The sequence below is a fragment of the Agrobacterium deltaense RV3 genome (assembly GCF_900013505.1).
GTDB classification, from domain to species: domain Bacteria; phylum Pseudomonadota; class Alphaproteobacteria; order Rhizobiales; family Rhizobiaceae; genus Agrobacterium; species Agrobacterium leguminum.
In genome coordinates, this window is record NZ_LT009745.1 from 1,528,017 (window position 1) to 1,551,042 (window position 23,026).

The 23,026-nt window shown below is 57.6% G+C and carries 18 protein-coding genes; 14 read left to right on the forward strand and 4 right to left on the reverse strand.

Going from position 1 to position 23,026, the window contains the following annotated elements:
* Nucleotides 1-70 precede the first annotated feature (70 nt).
* From AGR7B_RS07745 to AGR7B_RS07800, 13 genes are all read left to right on the forward strand, one after another.
* On the forward strand, nucleotides 71-2,062 hold the full coding sequence (locus AGR7B_RS07745; RefSeq protein WP_245317693.1) for a ShlB/FhaC/HecB family hemolysin secretion/activation protein: 1,992 nt from the start codon (nucleotides 71-73) through the stop codon (nucleotides 2,060-2,062).
* Nucleotides 2,063-2,164: 102 nt separating this feature from the next.
* A complete protein-coding gene (locus AGR7B_RS07750) occupies nucleotides 2,165-2,728 on the forward strand; it encodes an invasion associated locus B family protein (RefSeq protein WP_237680960.1) in 564 nt (187 codons plus the stop codon).
* A gap of 38 nt (nucleotides 2,729-2,766) precedes the next feature.
* Nucleotides 2,767-3,681: a ChaN family lipoprotein gene (locus AGR7B_RS07755; RefSeq protein ID WP_237680961.1), complete on the forward strand. Its 915-nt coding sequence runs from the start codon at nucleotides 2,767-2,769 to the stop codon at nucleotides 3,679-3,681.
* A gap of 5 nt (nucleotides 3,682-3,686) precedes the next feature.
* Nucleotides 3,687-5,678, forward strand: a complete 1,992-nt coding sequence (locus AGR7B_RS07760; RefSeq protein WP_245317694.1) for a filamentous hemagglutinin N-terminal domain-containing protein — start codon at nucleotides 3,687-3,689, stop codon at nucleotides 5,676-5,678.
* A gap of 125 nt (nucleotides 5,679-5,803) precedes the next feature.
* Complete coding sequence (locus AGR7B_RS07765; RefSeq protein WP_245317695.1) at nucleotides 5,804-6,643, forward strand: tetratricopeptide repeat protein; 840 nt, start codon at nucleotides 5,804-5,806, stop codon at nucleotides 6,641-6,643.
* 28 nt (nucleotides 6,644-6,671) lie between these two features.
* Entirely contained in the window at nucleotides 6,672-7,214 is a 543-nt protein-coding gene (locus AGR7B_RS07770) for a hypothetical protein (RefSeq protein WP_080856399.1), read from the forward strand.
* Nucleotides 7,215-7,217: 3 nt separating this feature from the next.
* Complete coding sequence (locus AGR7B_RS07775) at nucleotides 7,218-7,718, forward strand: hypothetical protein (protein WP_080856400.1); 501 nt, start codon at nucleotides 7,218-7,220, stop codon at nucleotides 7,716-7,718.
* A 14-nt stretch (nucleotides 7,719-7,732) separates the two neighbouring features.
* Complete coding sequence (locus AGR7B_RS26145) at nucleotides 7,733-8,014, forward strand: hypothetical protein (protein WP_233283531.1); 282 nt, start codon at nucleotides 7,733-7,735, stop codon at nucleotides 8,012-8,014.
* Nucleotides 8,015-8,075: 61 nt separating this feature from the next.
* The gene (locus AGR7B_RS07785) at nucleotides 8,076-16,841 is read left to right on the forward strand and encodes a two-partner secretion domain-containing protein (protein ID WP_080856401.1); all 8,766 of its coding nucleotides are present in this window, start codon (nucleotides 8,076-8,078) and stop codon (nucleotides 16,839-16,841) included.
* Between the two features lie 11 nt (nucleotides 16,842-16,852).
* The gene (locus tag AGR7B_RS07790) at nucleotides 16,853-17,299 is read left to right on the forward strand and encodes an SMI1/KNR4 family protein (RefSeq protein ID WP_080856402.1); all 447 of its coding nucleotides are present in this window, start codon (nucleotides 16,853-16,855) and stop codon (nucleotides 17,297-17,299) included.
* Nucleotides 17,300-17,425: 126 nt separating this feature from the next.
* Nucleotides 17,426-17,791 carry an immunity 8 family protein gene (locus tag AGR7B_RS07795; protein ID WP_080856403.1) on the forward strand — a complete coding sequence of 122 codons (366 nt, stop codon included), beginning with the start codon at nucleotides 17,426-17,428 and terminating at the stop codon, nucleotides 17,789-17,791.
* Nucleotides 17,792-18,402: 611 nt separating this feature from the next.
* Nucleotides 18,403-18,657, forward strand: coding sequence for a hypothetical protein (locus AGR7B_RS25835; RefSeq protein ID WP_162934078.1), 255 nt, complete (start codon nucleotides 18,403-18,405; stop codon nucleotides 18,655-18,657).
* 97 nt (nucleotides 18,658-18,754) lie between these two features.
* Complete coding sequence (locus tag AGR7B_RS07800; protein ID WP_245317696.1) at nucleotides 18,755-19,102, forward strand: NAD-dependent epimerase/dehydratase family protein; 348 nt, start codon at nucleotides 18,755-18,757, stop codon at nucleotides 19,100-19,102.
* A 9-nt stretch (nucleotides 19,103-19,111) separates the two neighbouring features.
* Here the strand turns inward: AGR7B_RS07800 and AGR7B_RS07805 are convergent, their stop codons facing one another.
* The 3 genes from AGR7B_RS07805 to AGR7B_RS07815 are packed head-to-tail and all read right to left on the reverse strand — an operon-like array spanning nucleotide 19,112 to nucleotide 20,429.
* Nucleotides 19,112-19,720 (reverse strand): ATP-dependent Clp protease proteolytic subunit, encoded by a 609-nt coding sequence (locus AGR7B_RS07805; protein WP_080856405.1) that lies wholly within the window; start codon nucleotides 19,718-19,720, stop codon nucleotides 19,112-19,114.
* Between the two features lie 41 nt (nucleotides 19,721-19,761).
* Entirely contained in the window at nucleotides 19,762-20,118 is a 357-nt protein-coding gene (locus AGR7B_RS07810) for an SRPBCC family protein (protein WP_080856406.1), read from the reverse strand.
* Nucleotides 20,115-20,429, reverse strand: a complete 315-nt coding sequence (locus AGR7B_RS07815; protein ID WP_003524773.1) for an ArsR/SmtB family transcription factor — start codon at nucleotides 20,427-20,429, stop codon at nucleotides 20,115-20,117. Before AGR7B_RS07815 ends, AGR7B_RS07810 begins: the two co-directional genes overlap by 4 nt.
* A gap of 159 nt (nucleotides 20,430-20,588) precedes the next feature.
* On the opposite strand from AGR7B_RS07815, the gene AGR7B_RS07820 reads away from it, so the two are divergent.
* A complete protein-coding gene (locus AGR7B_RS07820) occupies nucleotides 20,589-22,145 on the forward strand; it encodes a phospholipase D family protein (protein ID WP_080856407.1) in 1,557 nt (518 codons plus the stop codon).
* A 16-nt stretch (nucleotides 22,146-22,161) separates the two neighbouring features.
* Here the strand turns inward: AGR7B_RS07820 and AGR7B_RS07825 are convergent, their stop codons facing one another.
* Nucleotides 22,162-22,995 (reverse strand): response regulator, encoded by an 834-nt coding sequence (locus tag AGR7B_RS07825; RefSeq protein WP_065655037.1) that lies wholly within the window; start codon nucleotides 22,993-22,995, stop codon nucleotides 22,162-22,164.
* Between the last annotated feature and the right edge of the window lie 31 nt (nucleotides 22,996-23,026).

Genomic DNA, 23,026 nt, shown 5'->3' on the forward strand with positions numbered 1-23,026 from the left:
GAGTTGTCTTGCAAATTACCCTCTATTGATTAATGCGTCGCATTGGACAACATGGGGTTGAAGTTTATTGATGACCAGATATCTGGCCAGAGCGCGATTTGTCGTTCCGGCAGCTACTAAATCATCTACAGCAAGTGGTTTCGACAGGAAGGTGATCGGCGGTATCGCGCCGACCTCACCCGCGTTGCGAAACTCGGTCGTCGTTCTCTGCGCAGCTCTTTGCCTTGCTCCACAAACGGCATCGTCACGGGATGATCTCAAAGGGCGGCCGCCGGCAGAGGCAAACGCAGGTGAGGTAGATCCACTTGTCGCCGCATCGCAGGAGCCTGCCCTGACGATCCAGACATTTGCGGGTCCCGCATCTGATAATACGACGTCCGGTGCTTCACCATGTTTTCCGGTAGACACGATCCGCATCGAAGGCGGCCACGAACTCATTGGCAGCGAAGCTGTGGAGGACGTGACAAGACCCTTCGCATTGTCCTGCCAGAGCAATGAAAGCGTCGGCGGATTGCTCAAGGCGGTAAACGGTCTTTTTGCCGACAAGGGTTTTGCCACGACGCAGGCCTGGTTGCCGGAGCAAGACATTGCCGCCAGCAGAACGCTGGTCCTGCGCGTTGTGCCCGGGCGGATCGATGCGGTCGTCTACAAGGAGGAGCAGCAGCCTTATAAGGCGTTCTTTCCCCGCATGGCCGAACTAAGTGGCAACGTTGCACGATCCTCGTCCATTTCCGAGTTCGTGCAGCAGGCAGATGCCTGGTGGGAGGGCCTTGATGACGATCTTGAGCGCTTGACCCTGTTGCCGCCATCCGCCCGGATCGCGATGACTGGCACAATTGCCAAAGACGATGTCCTGCATGTCGATCGCCTGCAGGACACGCTCGATAGCCTCAACAGGGTTCCTTCGAACAAGGCAAAGGCGGAGCTTGTTCCGGGCAAGAGGCCGGCGACCTCCGACGTGCAGATCACGAACCGCATCAATGACGCGTTCAGGCTCTACGGCGGTTACGACACGGAATCCATCGAAGGCGTCGACAAGCTTCGCTTTGGGATCACGGCGGAGAAAGACAATCTGATCGGCATCAACGACATGTGGGGGCTGACGCTTAAAAGCGGCGTCGAGACCAACGAACTGAGCGGGGATTTCGCTGTTCCCGTGGGACGAGCCACAATGAGGCTCAAGGGCGACTGGTCCGAAAACATGATCGACCTCGGCCCGCTTTCCGAACTGTTCATGACGACCTGGAACGTTAGCGCGGGTGCCGACTGGATCGTTCATTCGTCGCGCACGGAGCGGCTGGTTGCCGATTTCACGGTCGCGCATCGTGAACAGAACCGCTACATCAACGGCGTTGGGCTGATGGACCAGCGCGTTTCTCCGCTTCAGGCAGGCCTGACTTACAGCCGCTTTTTCGAACGCGCCAACGTGTCGGCCCGGATCGGTGCCAGCCAGGGGCTGTCTATCTTCAATGCACGCGAAGATGCCGACGATATCGATGACTCCACGCCCCACAGCCAGTTCACAAAGTTGGATGCATCTCTTTCGGGGTCTTATGTCTTCCCCGGGCGCGCCTCCGTTTCGTCCAGCCTGTCCACACAATGGGCGGCAACCGCGCTTTATTCCGACGACCAGATGACGATCGGCTCGCGCAGTTCGGTACGCGGATTTTCCAATGGAAGCTTCAAGGCTGACCGGGGCGCGGTGTGGCGCAACGAGGTCGCATTCGCGATGCCGGTCGATTTGCTTTTGGGGAAAGCCGGATCAGGCCCGCAGCCGGACAGCCAGAGCCCAGCGCAAATACCCGCCCCATCGTCGGAATGGGCGCGAACGACCCTCTCCCGTCTCAACCCTTATCTCTTTCTCGACGCAGGACTCGGCCGCGACGTTGCCAATGAAGTCACCGGATACCGGGTCGGCAGTGGTGTGGGCCTGCGATATGGCGGCCCAAGGCTTTCTTTCGATGTCGGCTACGCCTGGCGGGTTGCCGAAGACAGCCGAAGCCGGCGCGTGAGCGAGGAAAAGGGTGAGTTGTTCATGACACTGCGTTTGAAGGTTTTTTGAGCCATGCCGTTTTTGTTCGATCCTCCCTCAAGAGATGCTGGCAACAATCACCTCACGTTCGGGCTGTGCCGCTGGCTGGTCTCGTCGGTCTCCGGAATGGGCATGGCGGCGCTTGTTGCCGTTGGATTGCTGCTGATCGCGCCTGCGCCGAAAGCAATTGCGGAGGACGGCAAGACTCTCGCTGTCCGGGAAGAGACTTCCGGGGTTGCGTCAGAAGCAGTCGTAGATCCCAGGCGTTATGGCGATTGGGAGCTGGTCTGCAAGCCACAGGCGAATGCCGCGCCCCCTAAAGCGGAAAGCGGGGCATGCCGTCTCCAGCAGGCGCAGGCCGTCAACGGCGGAAAGGATGTCGTCTTTCTGTTCAACATTGCGAGGCAGGGAAAACAGCGCGTCGCGATCATTTCGACGCCGCTGAATGTCTATCTACCGGCAGGTCTGGAGCTGAAAATCGATGGCGGGCAGACACAGCGCGTTATCTTCGAGACCTGCAATATCTCCGGGTGCCACGCCGGCTTTGCTCTCAGCGGCGCGCTGCTCGGCGCTTTGCGCAAGGGAAACGTTCTGACGGTCGCTCTCAAGGACACCAAGGCAACCACCATCCCGCTCAAGGTTTCACTCAACGGGATCAGCGCCGGTATCGACGCGCTGGATGCGGCAACACCATGAGACCAGGCAGGAAGATATGCGCAGGGATAGCTCGCAATGTGCTGCTTGCCGGACTGATGGCGGCAGGCTGGCTATCAATGGCCGGACAAGGATTGGCGGCACCCGGCGAGTTCAAGGACTGCACGGGCAGGATAGAAGAAGTGTCCAGCAGCAGCCCGATCTCTTTTGCCGATCTGGCCGGTCGCGTCGGCAAGGTGGATTACCTGCTTTTTGGCGAACGGCATGGCGTCAGGGAGCAGGCAGTTGCGTCGTCCTGTGTGCTGTCGGCTATGGCGAAGGATGATCGTCCCGTAACCGCCGTGATGGAAATGCTCTCGCGCGATGACGATGCGGCAATTGCCCTCTATCGCAAAAACCATCCGGAAACACCGGCCGGGCTGGGCGCAGAACTTAAATGGTGGACGCGAGGCTGGCCAGCCTTCGACAACTGGTTGCCGCTCGTTGAGCGCGCATTCAGCCTTCGCGTTCCCTTACGTGGCGGCGATCTGGCGGAGAAAGACGGACGCACGGGCGAACTGACACCAAACGAGAAAAAGGCGATCCGCAAACGGCTCGGTGCAGCCGAAACCGCAGTCCGCAAAAGCTGGACGAAAGCAATGATGGCAGCGCATTGCGGACTGATCTCGGATCGGCAGGCCGCGCTGAACGCCGACCATCAGATCCGGCGCGATCTTTCCATGGCCGATGCCGCAGAGCAGGCCCGGATGTTGAAGCATGGTGTTCTGCTACAAGTCGGCCGCGGTCACGGTCGCAAGGACCGCTCTCTTTATCAGGCCCTTGCCCGGGCAGACGCGTCGGTTCTGACCGTTGGCGCTTTCGCCGAAGGTGAAAAGATCACCGACGAAGAGCGCCTCCTCTACGATTACCTCTGGATCGTCGGCAAGGCTGAACTGGCCGACCCGTGCAAACTGACAGGGCTGACGAGCAAGACAGGGGAGTCCATCTCCAGATGAGAAGCATGTTCCAGTTGGTAAACATGAAGCATTCCGTGGCAGCTAGCCTGTCCTTGCTGCTGTGCGGCGTTGCGTTGCCCGCCTTCGCGCAGGTCATTCCCGACGGTGCCAGCAATACTAGGACGAGCGCCGATGTCGTGACCGGTGCAACGACGGTTCATATAGCCGACCCGGTCGGCAGCCCCGGATCCACCATCAGCCACAATACTTATACGGAGTTTTCTGTCAGCCCTCTCGGGGTCAATCTCGACAACAGTACGGTCCATGCACGCACGATCCTGAACGAGGTGACGTCTTCCCGCATCTCCAATCTTAATGGCCCGCTGAGGGTGGTAGGCGACCCCGCGCATGTCATCATTGCCAATCCCAACGGCATTTCCGTGAACGGCGCATCCTTCCACAACACCGGCGGCGTCGTACTTTCCACCGGTGAGGCGTCGATCAGGAGCTTCGAAGTAACACCAACGTCATATCAGGATAATGTCCTGCTCAAGACAAAAGGCGGGACAATCAATGTCGGTCCCGGCGGCTTGTCCGGTGCCATGAGCACTCTGCACATGCTGGCCGGGCGTATTCGCATAGACGGGCCTGTCGAAAACAGCGCCGGTCAACTCCGTTCTACTATAGAATTAACCGCCGGCGGCAGCTCCGTCGAATACGATTCAGCGATTCTTCCGAACTCCGATCTCCAGAGCTGGGGGCGGATGGAGGCAGAAGGAAGCGACGACAATTCTGTCGCCATTGAAATAACCTCCCGCGGAACGCTGAAGGCCAATACGGTCCGCATCCGCGCCACCAACAATGGCGCAGGTGTCAGCCACGCGGGCAACGGGCTCGCGATGCTGGGCGATTTCGTGATCGATGCATCCGGCAAAGTCACTACGAGCGGGTCGATTGAAGCGAAGGACAATGTCCATGTCAAGGCGGGCTCGATAGAGGCGCGCTCACTGGACGGTCAGCCTCAAAGCAGAATCGAAGCCATCAACGGCGCGTTGACGCTTCTTGCCGGAACGGGTGACATCACAAATACCGGTGTTCTGATGAGCGGGAAAAGCCAGGCACTCGTCAAAGCCGCTGGCGATGTAAAACTGTTGACCGAAAATACCGATCAACTGGCAATCGTCTTTGGTTCAGAGGGAAGGCTTGATGTGCAGGCCGAAGGCTCCGTTATCAACAATACGGGCAGACTCCTCTCCAACAGCGAGACGACAATCGATGCAGGCAAGGACGTCCTTAATATTGCGGACATCCTGAACGGGGAAGGTGTCTGGCACCACCAGAAAGACGACGGCAAACGCCTCTTGTACACGCTCTGGCAATCGCGGGAGATGACCGAAACTATCAGCATAAACTACGGCCAGCCGCGTCTACCCGGCCGACAGGCATATATAATCGGCAGTAGCGTTTCGGTGAAGGCTGGCGATAACATCGTTAACCGCGGCAGTTCGATCAATGCTGATTCCGGGTCGGTGCATATTGAAGGCAGTAGCATCCTCAATGAAGGCGGTCTGTCCGGCTCCCTGCAGTTCGTCAAGCGCTGCAGGCTGACCTGCATCGGTTATGGCTCCTCCACGACAAATGTTTCGGGTGGCGCGATCAATGCCAACGGCAATATTGAATTGCGCGCCTCATCCTCAATCCTGAACAGATATGGCCAGATCGTCAGCTACGGCAGCATCAATGCGACTGCTCCCTCCGTGGTGCTGGAGGGCGGCTCGATCCCGACCGTCGTGCAGCGTCCATCCGGCCTTTACAATTTCTGGGGCGGATCGACCGCGTGGATCGGGACTGGCGATCAGGGCGGCGTTTTTGAGGCGCCCCAGGGCAGCATCACGATCAATGCCTTCCGCCCGGTTCAGGTGACTGCGGGCACGCTGCGGGCGCGAGATGGTGTCTTCGCCCGATCAGGCATCGAAACCTTCAAGGAAACGGCAGGCGAAGAATACCCGTTCGGCCTCGACACCATCGGGCTCTTCCCGGGGATGGTCGGTAGATGATGGCGGCCCGACTTCACCAGAAATCACCGTTCTTGTTGGCCGTGAGGCCCAAACTCACGGCGCCGAAAAAAGACGAAATTGCTCTCGGGGCTAACCCGGAAAATCCTGATCACGGAGTTCAATCCATGCGCAACACATCATGCCGCCGACCCGCCCTCACCTCTCTGGCAGTTCTCGCCCTCATGAGCGCTTTGGGTTTAGCCCATCCCACAGCGGCTAGCCCTCTTGAAGATGGCAAGGCGCTTCTGGAAAAGAAGGATTTTTCCAATGCGGCAAAGGCTTTTGCCGACGGTTTTGACAAGGGCGATGGAGAAGCCGGCTTTCATCTGGCGCGCATGGTCGAGCTCGGTGTGGGCTTTACGCCGGACGCGGTGAAAGCACGGGCTCTCTATATTGCTGCGGCGGAAAAGGGTTCGGCCGCGGCGATGAACCGGCTGGGGCTCATGCATCTTCGCGGCGAAAATGTCCGCCAGGATTTTGCCGCCGCGGCTGAACTGATCTGCAAGGCTGCCGATCTCGGTAACCCGGAAGCCCAGTTCAATTGCGCAGGTCTTGCGCTCGATGGTCTCGGTCGCGCCAAGGACGCCGCAAGTGCCTTCGGTTATTACGAGAAGGCCTCGCAAAATGGGCATACGGGCGCGCGCAACATGGAGGCGGCACTTCTTCGCACCGGCACCGGAACCGAACAGGACCTCGCCAGGGCGGTGAAGCTGTTCGAACAGGGCGCGTCGCTCGGAAACCCGGTCTCGCTCTACGGTTTCGCCGAGATGCTGGAAAAGGGTGAAGGCGTGGCTGCCGATCCGATCCGCGCCCACCTCTATTACAACCTCGCCAATGAACGCGGACATCCCGGCGCGCGCGCGGCTCTTGAGCGGCTGACGGCGAGCATGACACCGACAGAGATCGAGGATGCGCAGGCGCGTGCCCGCAACTGGAAACCGGCTCAGGCCGCGGAAGCAAATTGATCAATCACATTGAATTTCGAGAGGGACCATGAAGATCACGACGATTTTTATCGCGGCGGGGGCTGCACTTTTGTTGGCGGGTTGCCAGACGACGAAGCCGCTTTCTCCGGAGCAACAGGCGAAACAGGACGAATATAATCGCGAGAATGATCGAGTCGCCAAGGCGGATTGCGAACTGGTGGATTTGCTCAATCAGCGCAGGACCAAGGTGGACGAGAAGCCATTACATGCACCCGACTGCGCCTATATGCGCAGGAACAATACTCTTGTGGGTTTCGACGGCCGCCCGACGCCTTTACCGAATTTTGCCTTCAACGGGATCCCCGTGCCGATTGGCGGCGTCGTTGCACTCGCCCAGGCGGCGGAAAAGGCGACCAACGAGGAACGCGCAAAGAAAGCGCAAATACCAGCCCATCTGAAATCCGAGGATGGAGCAATCGTTTATCGGAAGATGATCCTTCGCGGGTTCAATGAGGCCGAGGTTGCCGCAGTCGCGGACAACGCAGCTTTCTCTCACGCGGCCCTAGCGACCGGTCGCGGTCGGCAATATCTGGCATCGGGCGCGAGGTAAGCCATGCGCGTTACATTTGTCGGCAAGGCTTTGATCGCATTCGGCCTGATTGGACTTGTCGGATGTCAGGGGGCTGCTCCGTCTGCTGAACAGGCAGCCAGGCGGGAAAAAATCGAACAAGCGAATCTGCGCAATGCACAGGCGTTTTGCACGATGATCGATGAGGCAAATCGATTGACAATCGCCCGCCGGCAGATGCCGCCTGAAAACGACGATTGCGCCTATTTCAGGCGCAACGGCACCCTTGTCGGCTACAGTCCGGCGGTCAGAAACCAATATACGGGCTTTTTTGACAATCTGCGGGATGTCGCGGCCTACGGTCGCGCGCAGAAGGCAGCGTTGCCGGTCTCGGTAAAAAACGACCCGGATGCTTCGGATATCTATCGCAAATTGCTGATCCGCGGTTTCGACGAGGAGATTGCCGGTGAAGTGTCGCGTTCGCGCGCGTTCCTTGAGGCAGCTATCGCCTTCCGGCACGCACGGCAGTCGCAAGGAATAAAATAATGGCTTGTTGGAAGATGACGCGTTTCCTTCCCGTTTTCCTCTCGCTGGCCCTGGCTGCCGGCTGCCGGCCCACCGATCCGCAGCCGGTCGCGACACTGAACGGCGAAAAGATCATGTCGGCGACGTGCACCAATTCGATCGTCACCCCGACGGAGCAATCCTGCAAAAAGGCTGTCCTCGAAAAATGCCGGCCGGGGGCGACCATCGCGGACATGAGCGAAACATCTCGCCCGGTTTACCGCCATCCGGGATGGACCACGCAATATATCTGGACCGTCCTCATAAAGAACTGCTGACGATCTGGTCTGTACCTAAGCGAATACGAATTCAATTGCCCTTGCTGTTGGGAGTATCCGAATGAAAACGATGATGGTCAAAGCGCTGATCTGCAAGTCCAAGCCGGGCAAGCTGGTCAAGAAAGCGACCGCATTGGTGACGTCGGTCAGTCTCGTGCTGACGACGATCGCCGGTTCATTTGCACCCGCCAGCGCGCAGGTCATCACAGATCCGACCGCGCCAATTGAGTTTCGTCCAAACGTAACATCTTCGGGCAACGGAACGCCGACGCTGAACATCGTCAAGCCGTCGAGCGGCGGCGTCAGCCACAACAAGTTGCGCGAGTACAATATCGATACGCGCGGACTGATCCTGAACAATTCCGGGCTTGGCGGAACCTCCATCATCGGCGGCAAGGTTGAATCCAACCCCAATCTGGTCGGTGGCGGCTCCGCCAAGATCATCGTCAATGAAGTAACCGGCAGCAGACGTTCCAACCTCAATGGCGTGACAGAGGTCTTTGGTTCAAAGGCCGATGTGATCGTGGCCAATCCCAATGGCATCGATTGCATGGGGTGCGGATTTATCAACACCGGCCGCGCGACGCTGACCACCGGTGCACCGCTTATCGACTACAATGCCGGTACGGTAGGGTTGGAGACCCGGTCAGGCGACATCACCATTTCCGGCACCGGTGTTTCGGCCGCGGGCGGCCAGTCGCCGGACGAGATCCGGCTTGATGCAAAGTCAATCCGGATCGATGGCCTGATCGATGCGCGGGGTCGTATCGACCTCAAGGCCGGCTCCAATCGCACGGATGGTTTAACGGGCAAAACGACAGCCATCGCCGGCGATGCCACGGGCCAGGGAATCGTTTCGAGCGCGGCGGGCGTTGTGCGCGCGGCATCGATTGCGGCCCTTTCCAGCGATCTGAACACAGGTATTTCGCTGGCTGGCAACATACAGGCCCTTGGTATGCTCGATGCCAATGGCGCACTCCTGCCAGGCGCACTTTCGCTCGTATCCTCTGGTGATATCCGGATGGTGTCGGGTGGCATAGCCGGCAACGCCGACCTTCGTGCAGCAGGCGCGCTTCAGATTGCGCGCGATCTCGCGGCCCAGGGAGAAATATCCATCACTGCCCGCGATGTTTCCCTGCTCGATACGGCGACCGTAGAAGGCGGGCGCGGCCTTTCCATCGTCGCGAGTGCCGACATTGTTTCCGCTGCCGTCCTCAAATCCGGCGGTGCGATGACGGTGGAAGCGGGCGGCAATGCTTCTCTGTCCGGCATTATCGCCAGCGTCGGCAATATGAACCTGCGTGCGACAGACAAACTTGCCACCGACACGGCAACCCTTGTTGCGCCGAACATCGATATCAGGGCGAAGGACGTCACGCTGACATCGACCTGGTTCGAACCGGAAAACCAGGGTTCGATCACGGCAACAAATATCGAGATCGGTGATGGCACCCAATTCAAAAAGACTTCTCCCGTCTTCATCAATGCGGCTGAACAGCTAACAATCGGCACCCGGATCGATACTGCGGGATATCCTGCGCTTGCGATGGCATTCCGGGATCTGGCTATTTCGAACACCGGTGTGTTCACGACGGGCGACCACCTGTTCGATGTCCGTAACTTCAGGAATGCCGGCGTACTCCTTTCAAGTGGCCAACTCGCGATCAACGCTCAGCAGGCGATCGTTGATGAAACGGGTGTGATCAAGGCCGGAACGCTCAGGATAACGACCGCAGGCAATCTCACCAATCTGGGAAGTCTCCTCTCCGAAACGACGCTTACGCTTCTTTCTAACGGAAGCGTAACAAATAACGGAAAGATCACCGCAGCAGGTGAACTTGAACTCGATGCCGTAAATTATATCGCCAACTCGCAGGGGGCTCAATTGGCTGCCCGGAAGGCAGAGTTGATCCTCGGCGGCGACCTTAGCAATAACGGCACGATCAACACACTCGAGACCGCCAGCATCAGGGCCGGTGGCGCGGTTATTAACAGCGGAAAGATCAGTTCCAACGAAAGCCTGACTCTCGTGGCGGGCGATCTTGTCAATGCAGGCACGGCGGCATTGATCGGAGCGAATACCGATCTCTTGATTACGGCTCGCAACCTCTCAAACATGCTCGGTAACCTCGAAGCCAAAGGCAGTCTCGAGATCGCTGTATCGGGTGCCTTGAATAATGCCGGAACTTTCCTGAGCCGTTCCGACCTGGCAATTAAAGCGGCGTCCATGATCAATATCGAGGCCGGCTGGATTGAGGCCGGACGGATCGACATCAAGCTGAACGCAGGAGATTTCACCAATCTGGGTCGGATGATAAGTCACGACACGCTCGGTATTGTCACTGCGGGAAGTGTCCTCAACGATGGTGTCGTGCACGCTAGGTCATCCACGCTGCGCCTGGAAGCAGGCTCCTACGTTTCCAGTTCTCCTGCATCGGAATTGGTTGCGGCAAACGCAAACGTCATCCTTTCGGGTTCTTTACGCAATGCTGGTCTGATCGCCACGTCTGGAGCGCTCACTCTGCAGGCGGCGCAGGGTGCGCGAAATGAGGCAAGCGGCGAAATCGTCGCTAAGGTTATCGAGACGAAGGTCGTTGGCGATCTCGTCAATCTCGGCAAACTCGTTTCCGAGACGACGCTGAGTGCCACCGTTTCCGGCCTTCTTGCCAATAGCGGTTCTATCCATGCCGTCGGCGATCTGGAACTGACTGCCGCTGATCTGATCAACAGTGGTTCCGGGTCAAGTATCGCCAGCAACGGTGACATAACCATTCTAGCCTCGCGCGGCATCACCAACAATGCAGGTTCAATCGCTTCCAATCGCGCGCTAACGCTTTCGGCAGACACGACTTTGTCAAATTCCGGTCTTCTGCAAGGTCGCGAGGGGCTTTCAGCTTCTGCGGAGAAGCTCGATAACCAGCAAGCAGGGCGCATATATTCCGGTTCGACACGCCAGACAGAAAATGGCCCCGTACCGGTTGGCGAACTGACCGTAAACCTTTCCGGAAGTCTCTCCAATCTCGGTCAGATCGTTTCGGCCAACGGTGCCCTGCTTTCAGCGGCCGCAAGTCTTGGCAACAACGGATCAATCGAGGCCGGAGGAAATCTTCGTCTTCAGACTTACAGCTATGTTCCCGGCTCTTCGTCTGCCCGTCTGGTGGCCCGCAATCTCGACCTCATCCTTGGCTCGTCCTTCACGAATGCCGGGTTGCTTACCGTTGCCGGCAAGCTTGGTCTCGATGTCAAAGGCAATCTTGTCAACGGCGCCACAGGTAAAATCGATGCCGGCGCGATAGAGACCAGTGTCAGTGGAAACCTGTACAATCTTGGTTCGATCCTGACACCGGGAACATTAAACGTCGTGGTTGGCGGCCTGCTGACAAACGAAGCGCTGATTCATGCCGGGGCAGGATTGAAAGCCCAGACCGCATCGCTCGCCAATGTCGGGACCAATGCCGCAATCAAGTCCAGCGGTAACATGATCCTCGAGGTTCGCGGCAATCTCGACAACAACCTTGGCCGCATATTCGCCGGCGGCAATCTTGCTATCGAAGTCCTGGCAACGCTGACCAACGCGTCGGCCCGAATCGAAAGCGGCGCCGACATGCAGATCAAGGCGACGGCAATGATCAATACTGCCCTGGATGGGACGGACAGCGCGCAGGACTATTACCAGCTCGGTGATCTCAGCATTCTCTATGCGACCGAGCGCACCAGCAGCCCCGCGCGGTACTGGGGTACAATGACCGCCACGCGCGACGAGTTCTCCGGGATTGTTCGAGTTCGATTGCCCGGCACGATCCGCGCCGGCGCAAACATGGCGATTTCAGGTGATGCCCTTGAAAACCGCGAAGGCCGTATTCTCGCGGTCAAGGACCTCTCCATCGACGTGAACCGTATCCTCAACGATATGGTCACCAGCAATGTCGATCACTATCGCGTGCAATGGGGCGGTGTCCGCAGCTTCATGGATAGCGGGTCGGGCAAGTTTCATGCGCCGGTCGGTGCCGATCCGCGATGGCTCGTGGCACAATTCAACCCCGCCGTTTTCAAAGACCCGGCGCTTGCCGAACGCGCTGAAGGCGGCAACCGGATGATTGTCATTTCCAAGGGCAAGTCTCCGGTGACGATCACCTATTCGGGCAAACAGAAATACAAGGACGGCGTCATCAACGGAGGCGCCGTCCAGGTCATCGAATACGCGGACGCGGCAAGTCTGCTTGATCTGGCTGCGCTCGGTATCGATCCCAACAACATCCCCGACGTGATCATGATCGGCAGCCGTATGGCCGAGGTGGGGACTGGACCCTACGGCAACGCCACGAAAACATATGTCGGAACCGCCTCGGTCGGTGTCGGCTCCGTGATAAAGTCGGGCGGCTCTCTGATGATCGATGGCGGCGCTGCGATCACCAATCGCGGTACGCTTTCCGGAAGCCTCGTCTCCATCGAGGCGGGTGAGTTGCAAAACGGTCTTGGCACGCCCGGCGGTATCGATGGTTCCGGCTTCGGCAATTACAGCGGCACGACGCTTGTTGGCATCAGTGGTAACGCCGGTTCGGCTATTGGCGGTGCCGCGGGCCAGTTGGGCATCGTCAACTTCGTGCTCGATGATGTCTCGGTTCCGCCCCTTGATCTCGGAGCTTTCGAAGCGCGGAACCTCCACAGCGTCAACGCCTCCGATTTCGGCAACCTCGTGCGCGTTACCGGCTCGACAGAAGCTGCGCGCCTGCTCGGCTCGGCGCGCATAGATGGCGCGGCGCTTACCTTCTATGCGGATCCTGTCGCGGAAGCCAAGGCTCTCGCCGAGGCGGCCCGCCAGCAGGCTGGTACGCATCTGGTTATCGATCCTTCCCTCTCTGTGGAAGAGCAACGGGAGCAGCTTTACCGCAATGCGGCGGAATTCGCGGCGAGCACCGGTGCGCAATACGGCGTGGCCTTAACCGAGGCGCAGCGCGCTGCTCTCGAAAAGCCCATCGTGTGGCATGAAACCCGCATCATCGACGGCAAGCCCGTGCTTGTTCCGCGCCTTTACCTGCCCTCGCAGGACGAACTGCTCCGTGGCGGGCGCGGCGCCGGCCTCATCGCTGCCGACGATCTCCTGATCGACATTGACGGCAAGCTCAACAACAGCGGCGCGATTGTGGCCTCCGGGCTCGCCTCGATTTCCGCCTCCTCTATTCTTAACCAGCGTCTGATCGACCTCGATGAGCGTGACCGTGCACTTGCCGGTGGGCGTGGCGACAGCGGCCTCATCTCGGCCGGCACGCTGTTCATAGCAACCGATGGCGATCTCCTGAACCGGGGCGGCACGCTTGCCTCGGCAGGCGATATCGACCTCAGGATCGGCGGCTCGCTGATCAATGAAACAGAGCGCTACACCCGCACCGTCGATTCACAGGACGGCTGTGTCGGCAAGGCGTGCGGCACCCTGCGTACCGATTATAATGTCGCTTCCATCACGGCCGGACGCGATCTGACCATCATCGCCGACCTGGATATCGTCAATAGCGGCGGTACACTCGGCTCCGTCACCGACATGCTGCTCGCAGCCGGTCGCGATGTGACCTTCGAGACGCTGAAGGACAGTTTCGTCGCTGAAGATTACAAGAAGCGCGGCTTCCTGTCGGGCATCACGGTACTGCGCAACGAGATCACCACCGCCGAGGCCAGCGCCCAGTCGCTGGTTGGCGATGTCTCGATCCTTGCCGGTTACAGCGTATGCGACGGTGGCAGCCTGTGCGCGAAGGGAACCGCTCCTGGCGATGTTCTTCTGAACGGCGCGCTGGTCAGCGCCTTCGACAAGCTCTCGATCGACGCCACCGGCAAAATCGACATGGGTGTCGTCAGTGAGGAAGTCCATAACCGCTACAAGGAATGGGGTTTCAAGGGTCTGGGCTGGGGCTCGGTCAAACAGGCGTGGAACGATGTCGATACGACCGTCACCCGCCTTTCGGGCAATGACGTCTCGCTCAATGCCAAGGGTCCGATCACCGGTACGGGCGTGAAGATCGCCGCCGTCAACGACCTTCTGATGAAGACCGATGACACGATCCGGCTGGAAGCGGCGCAGGATGCGCTTTATTTCACGGAGAAGGGTTTTTACGTCGGCCTTAGCTTCCCCGGATCGGCCGGCATAGATGCCGCACTGAAGGGCGGCTCCGGCGGGCAGATCCTGTCCGGCCTTGCCGGCATCAATCCCATCACCGCCAAACTCGCAACGCTTGCCAATGCCGACAATGGGCTTGCGGCGGGGCTGGCTGTTGTCAATCTGGCCACGGGGGGACTGGGCGCTTTTTATAGTGCAGGTCAATCAACCCAAGGGCCTTCGCTCAGCAGTCCGGTCGAGAAAATGCTGGACCCGTTGGGGCAATTCCGAGACCCGGGAACAGGACAGATCACTGCCGGCTCGATAGCCAAGACTGTCGGCATCAACCTGTCGGTCTGGAAGAGCGAGCAGCGCTGGAGCGAGAGCCAGATTTCCGAACTGACGGCTGGCGGCGATATCGTCATGAAGGCCGGGCTGGACGTCATTCTGGATCAGGGCACGAAGATGGTCTCCGGCGGCGATGTCTCCATCGATGCCGGCCGCGATATCCTCATGGCAGCGCTTGTCGATTATGCAAAAGACAAGTCGTCTTCCTTCGGCCTGCAGCTCTCCCTGTCCTCGATCGGCTTCGATATCGGCAAGTCGAAGGGCTATGACGAGACGCTGACGAATGCCTCCATCACCTCCGCCGGCAATGTTTCGCTGACATCGGGCCGCGATACGGCGCTTCTGGGCGGCAACATCATCGGCAGGACGGTCGATCTCGATGTCGGGCGCGACCTCGCCATCCTCTCGCCGCAGGCTCAGGGCTGGCGCGACGGCTTTTCCTTCGGCCTGACGGTTGGCGTCAACCCCGCCGACTGGAGTGTTCGCGGCTCGAAGGAGGACGGCTTCAAGGCATGGTCCTCCGGCTCTGGGATTGTCGCGGCACAGGGCATCGACATCAAGGTTGCCGAAGACACCACGCTGGTCGGCGCGCTGCTTCAGGCGACCGATGGCGATATCAGCCTCGATACCGGCACACTGACGGTGGCCGACCTGAAGGATACCGACCAGTACAAGAACGTTGGCGGGTCTATCGGCATCAGCGGCGGTGGGCTGAACTCCGTCGGTTTCTCTTATGAGAAGAAGGACAAGCAGGGCGAGACCCGCACGACGCTCGATGCCTCCGGTGAATTGAATGTCACGATTCGTGATGCCGACAAGGATGGTGTTGCCGGAACGGAAGCGGACAAGGCTGCCGCCGAGGAGCTTCTCGCCTCCATCAACAAGGATGCCTCGAAGTATCAGGAAATCACCAAGGACAGCTACACCAAGCTGTCGGGCGAACTCGATGTCGAGGCTCTGCGTAATCTGAAACGCAATCTCGATTTTGCTCTTCGATACAGCCAGGCGCAGGATGCCGCCGTTCCAGGCTGGATTGCGGCAGAAGGCCCGCACGCTATCGACCAGTATCGTGAGGCGATCCTCTATGGCGGGGCGACACCTGCCGAAGCCGAAGAGTTGATGAAGACACCGCGCTTCCAGGCCATGCTGCAGGAGCGCAAATCCTTCGACGCTTTGAAGCAGGGCGCCCTCAACAGCGAGGACTTGCTGAAATCGATTATGCTGATCCAACAGGGCGAGGAACTCTATCGCGATCCGACAAGCGGTAACCTTATGGTTCGCACCGCCTGCGGCACAAACGGGCCCTGTGGTGTCGAGATCTCCAAGCTGCGGCTGGAAGCAACGGAGACCGTCGCGCGTTTCATCGAACAGAGGTTGGAAAAAGGGGACGATGCAGCCCTACAGGAGGCACTGGAATGTGCCTTGGCTTATGCACTCGTTCGTGGGGACGTAAGTCACTTTGAAACCCTGAAATCATCAGGCAAATTTGATGCTGTGGCGATCCAGAAATACGCGGACGCGGCGACGAGCATCGTCGGTAGCAATCTGCAGAACGAGGCCCCCGCTCTTGCTGCCGATGGTATCGACATCACCATGGCGCTAACAAAGATCGTCATGGCCAGCGAAAACGGTCGGATCGACGCCGCGCAATTCAATCAGTTGATCGACATCCTGAAAACTGACGGGCCAAGCGGTCAGGCGGCAAGCTTCCGAATTGCGGTTGCTCTGGGAACGCTCGGCGATGCCGGTTCGGCCTATCTGAAAGCTCTCTCTCACAGGATGCTGGACGATTATGTGGCAGATGCGGCAGCCGAGCAGCAGGTGCACAAGTTCATCGCCGAGAACCCGGATTCGCCTCAAGCCAAGGAAGTTAAGCAGCTTCTTGCACAAGGCATCGCCATGTCCGTTGCTATGGCGGCAATTGGCGTGAGGTTTTATGATGGAAAATTTGAAAGTGTTAAAGGCACGACGGGACGTTTTGAAAATGTTAAAGCTCAAAACATCGATGAAGAGCAATTTATAGCGAATGTTAAAACAACGTTCAGTAACAGTACCGTCTGGACGGGAGTTACTCGTCATAATGGGGAATTGGTCGTCCAACGTTCAGATATTGAACTGAGTCCACAGAATGTGATCTTGATGAAGAATGGCCAAGCTCCCTTCGTTCGGGGTGCCGACGGTAATTGGGAACCGGTGCAGTTGCACCACGTTGGACGCGAGACAGGTCAGTTGATTGAGGTGACCCGCTCACAAAATGCCTATAATTCTGTGAATGGTGGCCCACTACATATTCCTGGTCCGGGAGGACCTGTGCGACAATCGGGTTATTCGCAATCTTATTGGAAGCAGCGTTATCAAAGCTTTGTAAGCTCTGGACAAATTGTACCCTGAGGAGAATTTTGGTGACAACACGACGCAAAGAGTTTGATGCACTATGCTACGAGGGGCAAATTTCAGGACCAGTTGAGACTCATGAAATTCAACACGCAGAAGCGGAGTTGGGTGTCCAATTCCCCCTAGAATACGCGGATTTGTTAAGAACGTATGGTGCTGTGTTGGCTGATGGCTTCACGATATTCGGCTTACCTAGCGCCGAAAATAACGATCCGCCGCTTTGGCAAAACGTTGTTTCAGTGACTCAACAATTGAGAGAATGGAAACAGGTGGGGGCGGAGCGGCCAAGTCTAATTGCGATCTCAGAAGATGGATTTGGAAACTATATATATATGGACACTCTATTTTATTCGGAAAGTAGAATGTGCGTTATAGGTCCGAACATTAACAAGGTTTTTGACGTGAGTATATATGATTTTTTTCTGGATTTTGCTTCCGGAAACTTGAATTTGTGAAAATTGGTCTGGCATATCGGATAAGACAGAATTTTCGGGTACTGAAACGCCGATCAGATCATGTTTGAGCAAAGACTCCCCCGGGCAGTTGAAATGGGGATCTAACGGTCATGTGGATGTCGTACCATGAGAGCTGAGATAAAATCATATTCAATGGTTGGTGGAGAGCTGGCAAACTACTGGCCCGATGATCTAACTGATTTCTGTGTTGGCATGGACGTAACAGTGGGTGTTATTGGCGGAGCAGGAGGAGATATTTTCAGCTTTGAAGTTTGTTCTCCAAAATGGTTTCACAAGAACCGTGTCGATAAACCAACATTTGCCAGACATGTATTATTTGTAAACGAGTATGATGAGGCCGCGATCAAACTAGCAGTCCAGCAATTGATTAATAGTGTATTCGGGGAAACATGGGACGAGATAGCCAATACTTTAGCTCGTTACATGTTTTGGGAGTTTGAGGACTATGACGCTTCTTCTCCTTCGGCCTAACGATTGGTGTGAATCCGGCCGACTGGAGCGTTCACGCGTCAAAGGAAGACGGCTCTAAGGCATGGTCTTCCGGCTCGGGTATGGGCCTAGAAAATTGGCTGCAACACACCTCATACGCTTGCCGTTGACCGTGAGGTCGCGAGAGACATCCTTAGCGACCTCACAAAAGCACTAAAAGGGCTATGATGAGTAGAATTAGCATAAATTTTACGACCGATTTAGCAGAACGTTTTGACGCGTTAAAGGCTGTATTTTCCGAGCATTTGCATGACAACTCTGGCGAGATTTTGCCTCATATACTTGTCTCAGATTATCTGAGGCGCGCTCAACAATGCAAGAATGAACAATGGGTCGCCCGTTTTTTGCCGCCCTGGAAACAAATTTCTCTGGAGATTACGATGACGAACTGAGTGAACTTTTGTCTGTTTCAGTACTGGAGCATATTGACCCTCTCAATGCGTCTGATCGCGAATTGATTCAATTTCTTGGAATGCGAATGCGCGAAGAACACAGGCGCATCTTTGGAAGATAGACTTCTGGTGAATTATGAATAATAAAATCTATTTAGATCGATCAATCAATCAGCCCATGAACCCTAACTGAATAAAACAATGAAAAACTGTGACTGGGAAGAAATTTCCTTCTTCAGAAGCTTAAGCGAATATCGGCGATTTTTAGCGTGGCTCGAAGAGCAAGTAAAAAGAGGAGAGTGCGAAGAAATCGTAGAAGATAAGACTATTTTTTTTGAACCGACCGAGCGTAAGTTTCGCTGTAGAGAAAGTGGTCAAATATGGCGCTTGTTGTGTCCTGATCCGGGCTATTTCTCAGGTTCATGGCGTTCTGAAGTGATTGGCACTGAGAGGTGACACCGGCTCAGTTCCCCGCACTTTCCAAGCAAACACGGCATGGTGCAGCTTCAGAAAATTACGAGGCCGGGCCGAGTGGCTGCATCGCGGCGTCGATATGCGCGATGTCGCCGATGCCCATGTGCTGGCGCTGACCAATGCGGGAGACGATTTCCAGCGCTATATCATATCGGCAACCATCCCGTTTTCCGCCGATGACTGCGACAGCCTCGCCAAGGATGCCGCTTCCGTTCTCCGGCAGCGGACCCCGGCCCTCGCCGACGCTTTCACGCAAAGGGAATGGGCGCAGCCGGCAACGATTGACCGGATCTATTCGCCCGCTTGCGCCGCAGAGGGTCTGGGCTGGACATCCCGCTTCGGTTTCGGCGAGGTACTTGCACAATTGGACCGGCGCAGTCTGGAGGTCCCGCCTGTGGGCGCCAATATATGCAGGAAATCCGAATAACCGTCTGGCTTATGCCGCGATATCCTCACGAACACCCAGAATGCGGTCGATCAGTCCCCATTCTTGGGCTTCCTCCGCCGTCATGAAAAAATCACGGTCCATGGCCGCCTCGAATTTTTCATAGCTGTGTTTGCAATGTTCGGAATAAAGCCGCGTCATACGGTGCTTGGTCTGCCGCATCTCTTCGGCATGGATCAGCATGTCCGAAGCCTGCCCCTGGAAACCGCCCAGCGGTTGATGAATGTGGATGCTGGCATTGGGAAGGGCGCTCCGCGCGCCCGGTTCCCCCGCCATCAGCAGAAACGATCCCATGGAGCGGGCTGTTCCCATGCAGAGCGTATGAACCGGTGCGCGGATATAATGCATGGTGTCGTACATGGCGAGACCGCTGGTCACCACACCGCCCGGCGAATTGATATAGAGATGGATCGGCTTCTTCGGGTTTTCCGCCTCCAGAAACAGCAATTGCGCGCAGACCAGCGCCGAAACCGCATCGTTCACCTCGCCGTTGAGGAAGATGATCCTTTCCCGCAACAGCCGGGAATAGATATCGAAAGACCTTTCCCCCCTTGACGATTGTTCGACTACCATAGGGACGAGTTGCATCGCTTCGCGCATCGGCGAACTCCTGTCGTTGAAATGTCGGGGAACGTTCCGGATCAGGCGGCGAGCTTGATCGGCGAACCGTTATGGTTTGCGGCGGCCTTTATCATCAGGCTGGTATTGGCGGGCAGGTCATGAATGATGCGCAGGCTGGTGCCGCCATGGGCGTTCGCCGCGATCCTGAAGGTGACGGTGCTTTCCAGAAATGGCGGATTATCCTCGCGCAGCCGGTAGCAAACCTCCTCGCCGGGCTTGATATCGATAGCGTCGGGTTCCGCCAAAGCCTCCTTCGGCAGCCAGTTTTCACGAAACGCCGGAATGCTGATGGCGCGCCAGACCTTTTGAGGCGGCTCGTCCAGATCATATTCAAGCTCGATGCCGTTTTTCGGCACTTCCGATGTCTGCCTGTTCATTGGTCCATATCCTTCAGCAGGAGTTTGAGAGCCTCAATGCGCTGCGGCCAGTAGGCGCGATATTTGCCGAGCCAGGCCGCAATGCGCGTCAGCCCGTCCGGATCCACCTCATAATTGACGAAACGGCCCTGCCGCTTCTCGACCACCAGCCCTGCCCCGCGCAACACTGAAAGATGCTGCGACATGGCCGGCTGGCTGATCTCGATCCCCTCACGCAGGGCGGAAGCGTTCATGGCGCCATCCGCCAACTTTTCGAAAATGGCGCGGCGCGTCGGATCGGCCAGCGCCCGGAAAATATCGTTCTCTGTCATGACAACACATAAGCACACACTTATGTGATTCACAAGCCCTTTCGGCGCGTGGAAAACGCGTCTTTTTCACGCTGATGGCACGAGGTGCCGTGAACGCTTTATCCCCTCGCGCGTTTTCATCCCGCCTGATACTCTTCGGGCCGGGAGCGATCAAAACAAGTGACTGCATTTACGGTCTTCATCATCATTCTTCTTATGGTCATTGGACCGAGCCTGTTTGTCGTCATCGGCAAACAGCGGGAAAAGGCCATTCCCAAGCGCCCCTCCACCGCCCTGCCCCTTGCCGAAGACGCGACGACGCTGGACCGGCATTGGCAATCGATAAGAAACGGCTGGAACGAGAAAAATGCGCTCTGCCTGCTGCATTCCAACCTCGATGCCTTTGCGGTGCGCGTGGCGGCGGCGCGTGCCGCCGGGCGCAGCCTCGACCTGATGTATTACATGTGGAATGCCGACCTAACCGGACGGCTGATGATGCGCGAAGTCGTCGCCGCCGCCGATCGCGGCGTGCGCGTGCGTCTTCTGCTTGACGATCTCGGTGTTTCCATCTCCGACCGTATCTTCCACGCCATCGACAGCCATCCGAATATAGAGTTGCGACTGTTCAACCCCACCCGGGCGCGGGAAAACATTCTGCATCGAAGCATCGAGCTGGTACTGCGCTTCCGAAGCGTCAACCGGCGCATGCACAACAAAGCCTGGATTGCCGATGGCCGGGCCGTGATCGTCGGCGGGCGCAACATTGGCGACGCCTATTTCGACGCTGCCGAGCGGGCAAATTTCCACGATTTTGATATTCTCGGCTTCGGCAACATCGTCGCCGACGCCACCGAAATCTTCGACGATTACTGGAACAGCGCCGTTTCCGTGCCCGTGCGCTCTCTCCTGGCGCGCAGACCGAGCAAACTCGCCAGATTGCGCCGCGAACTCGATGCCCTGCCGAAAAGCGAAGCGGCAAAACCCTATCTGGAGCGGGTCGATAGCCAGTATGGCCGCGACCATTTCCTGATGTCGGACCGTCTGCACTGGGTCGAGGCGGCGGATATCCTTGCTGACCCGCCGGAAAAGGCGGCGGGCAAACGCCGCAAGGGTCATAACTTCCTGATGGAAAGCCTGCTGCCGCTGATGCAGGCGGCAAGCGACAGCCTGCACATTACCTCCCCCTATTTCATTCCCGGCAAACAGGGTGTGGGGATATTTCAACAGCTCGCAGAAAACGGCGTGTCGGTCGCCATCCTCACCAATTCGCTGGCCGCGACAGATGTGGCCGCCGTGCACGCCGGTTATGCCCGCTACCGAAAACCGCTTCTCTCCGGCGGGGTGCGCCTGCACGAGCTGCGCGCGCAGGCGGATCAGTCGAACTTCACCCTGCGCGGCTCGGGACAGGCGAGCCTGCACACCAAGGCCTTCACCCGCGATGGCAGGACCGGCTATATCGGTTCGCTCAATTTCGATCCGCGTTCCGCCTCGCTGAATACGGAAATGGGCGTCGTCTTCAACTCGGCGCCGCTGGTTGCCTGTATGGACGAGATATTTGCCGGCGAGATCCGCCGCACCATGAGCTTCGAGCTGGAAATCGACAAAGGCAGGCACATCGTCTGGATGACGGAAGAACAGGGGCGGACAAGGACATACCGGCGCGAACCCGACGCTGCCATCAGCCGCCGCATCGTTGCCGGTATCATGCGCTTCCTGCCGCTGGAATCGCAGCTTTAGCGGGAAAAGCCTGGGCTCAGGCCGCCGGCCTTACCCCCGCTTTCGCCAGCTGTATCTGAACCAGCGTATCGAGGTTCTGGTTGACCCGGCAATAAAACTCCTCGTCGATGAAGGGGCGCAGCATGAAATCATTGCCGCCCGCCTTCAGGAACCGCGCCGAAAGCAGCCGGTTGGTGGAGGAAGACACCCCGATGATGCGCAGCTCATGCGACCCGCGCATGGTGCGGATGCGCCGTGTCAGTTCGAATCCGTCAATATCGGGCATGTTGTAATCGGTCACCACGAGGCCGATATCGGGATTGGCCTTCAGAATATCGAGCGCCTTCGCACCGCTGTCCGCCAGGCTGACGCGGAAATTATAACGCTTGAGGCGGCTCGAAAGCAGCGCCCGCGCCGTCGGGCTGTCATCGACGATCAGCACATGGTGGCGATGATTGGTGAGGAAGCGACAAACGGATTCCGTCAGCATATCCACGGCGAAGATATTGTCCTTCAGAATATAATCGACCACATCCTTCGCGATCAGCGTTTCGCGCGTCGCCTCATGAAAAGTGCTGGTGAAAACGATGGTCGGGATCGAAAGATCGATCAGATATTCCAGCGCCTCGCCCTTTTCCGCCCCCGGCAGGTTGATGTTGGAAATCGCCAGCGTCACCGGTTCGGGAGAATGCTCGTAACAGGCCTGCAATTCCTCGAAATTGCGGCACACTTCCACGGTAACGCCCAGCAGTTCCTTCAGGCGCATGCTCACCATCTGGGTGAACACATTGGTATCTTCCGCCAGCAAGATGCGGCTGTTTGTGAAAGGCACGCCAGAATATTGCATGCCCGTAATGCCTAGAAAATTCATTCTGCCCCGATCCCCCATCGTATGTCAGGGA

Bases quoted from the DNA above. Each gene is read 5' to 3' on its own strand.
- AGR7B_RS07795 (WP_080856403.1), top strand. From the start codon at position 17,426: ATGAGAGCTGAGATAAAATCATATTCAATGGTTGGTGGAGAGCTGGCA.
- AGR7B_RS25835 (WP_162934078.1), top strand. From the start codon at position 18,403: ATGAAAAACTGTGACTGGGAAGAAATTTCCTTCTTCAGAAGCTTAAGC.
- AGR7B_RS07745 (WP_245317693.1), top strand. From the start codon at position 71: ATGACCAGATATCTGGCCAGAGCGCGATTTGTCGTTCCGGCAGCTACT.
- AGR7B_RS07765 (WP_245317695.1), top strand. From the start codon at position 5,804: ATGCGCAACACATCATGCCGCCGACCCGCCCTCACCTCTCTGGCAGTT.
- AGR7B_RS07775 (WP_080856400.1), top strand. From the start codon at position 7,218: ATGCGCGTTACATTTGTCGGCAAGGCTTTGATCGCATTCGGCCTGATT.
- AGR7B_RS07810 (WP_080856406.1), bottom strand. From the start codon at position 20,118: ATGAACAGGCAGACATCGGAAGTGCCGAAAAACGGCATCGAGCTTGAA.
- AGR7B_RS07815 (WP_003524773.1), bottom strand. From the start codon at position 20,429: ATGACAGAGAACGATATTTTCCGGGCGCTGGCCGATCCGACGCGCCGC.
- AGR7B_RS07785 (WP_080856401.1), top strand. From the start codon at position 8,076: ATGAAAACGATGATGGTCAAAGCGCTGATCTGCAAGTCCAAGCCGGGC.
- AGR7B_RS07800 (WP_245317696.1), top strand. From the start codon at position 18,755: ATGCGCGATGTCGCCGATGCCCATGTGCTGGCGCTGACCAATGCGGGA.
- AGR7B_RS07760 (WP_245317694.1), top strand. From the start codon at position 3,687: ATGTTCCAGTTGGTAAACATGAAGCATTCCGTGGCAGCTAGCCTGTCC.
- AGR7B_RS07825 (WP_065655037.1), bottom strand. From the start codon at position 22,995: ATGAATTTTCTAGGCATTACGGGCATGCAATATTCTGGCGTGCCTTTC.
- AGR7B_RS07770 (WP_080856399.1), top strand. From the start codon at position 6,672: ATGAAGATCACGACGATTTTTATCGCGGCGGGGGCTGCACTTTTGTTG.
- AGR7B_RS26145 (WP_233283531.1), top strand. From the start codon at position 7,733: ATGACGCGTTTCCTTCCCGTTTTCCTCTCGCTGGCCCTGGCTGCCGGC.
- AGR7B_RS07805 (WP_080856405.1), bottom strand. From the start codon at position 19,720: ATGCGCGAAGCGATGCAACTCGTCCCTATGGTAGTCGAACAATCGTCA.
- AGR7B_RS07750 (WP_237680960.1), top strand. From the start codon at position 2,165: ATGGCGGCGCTTGTTGCCGTTGGATTGCTGCTGATCGCGCCTGCGCCG.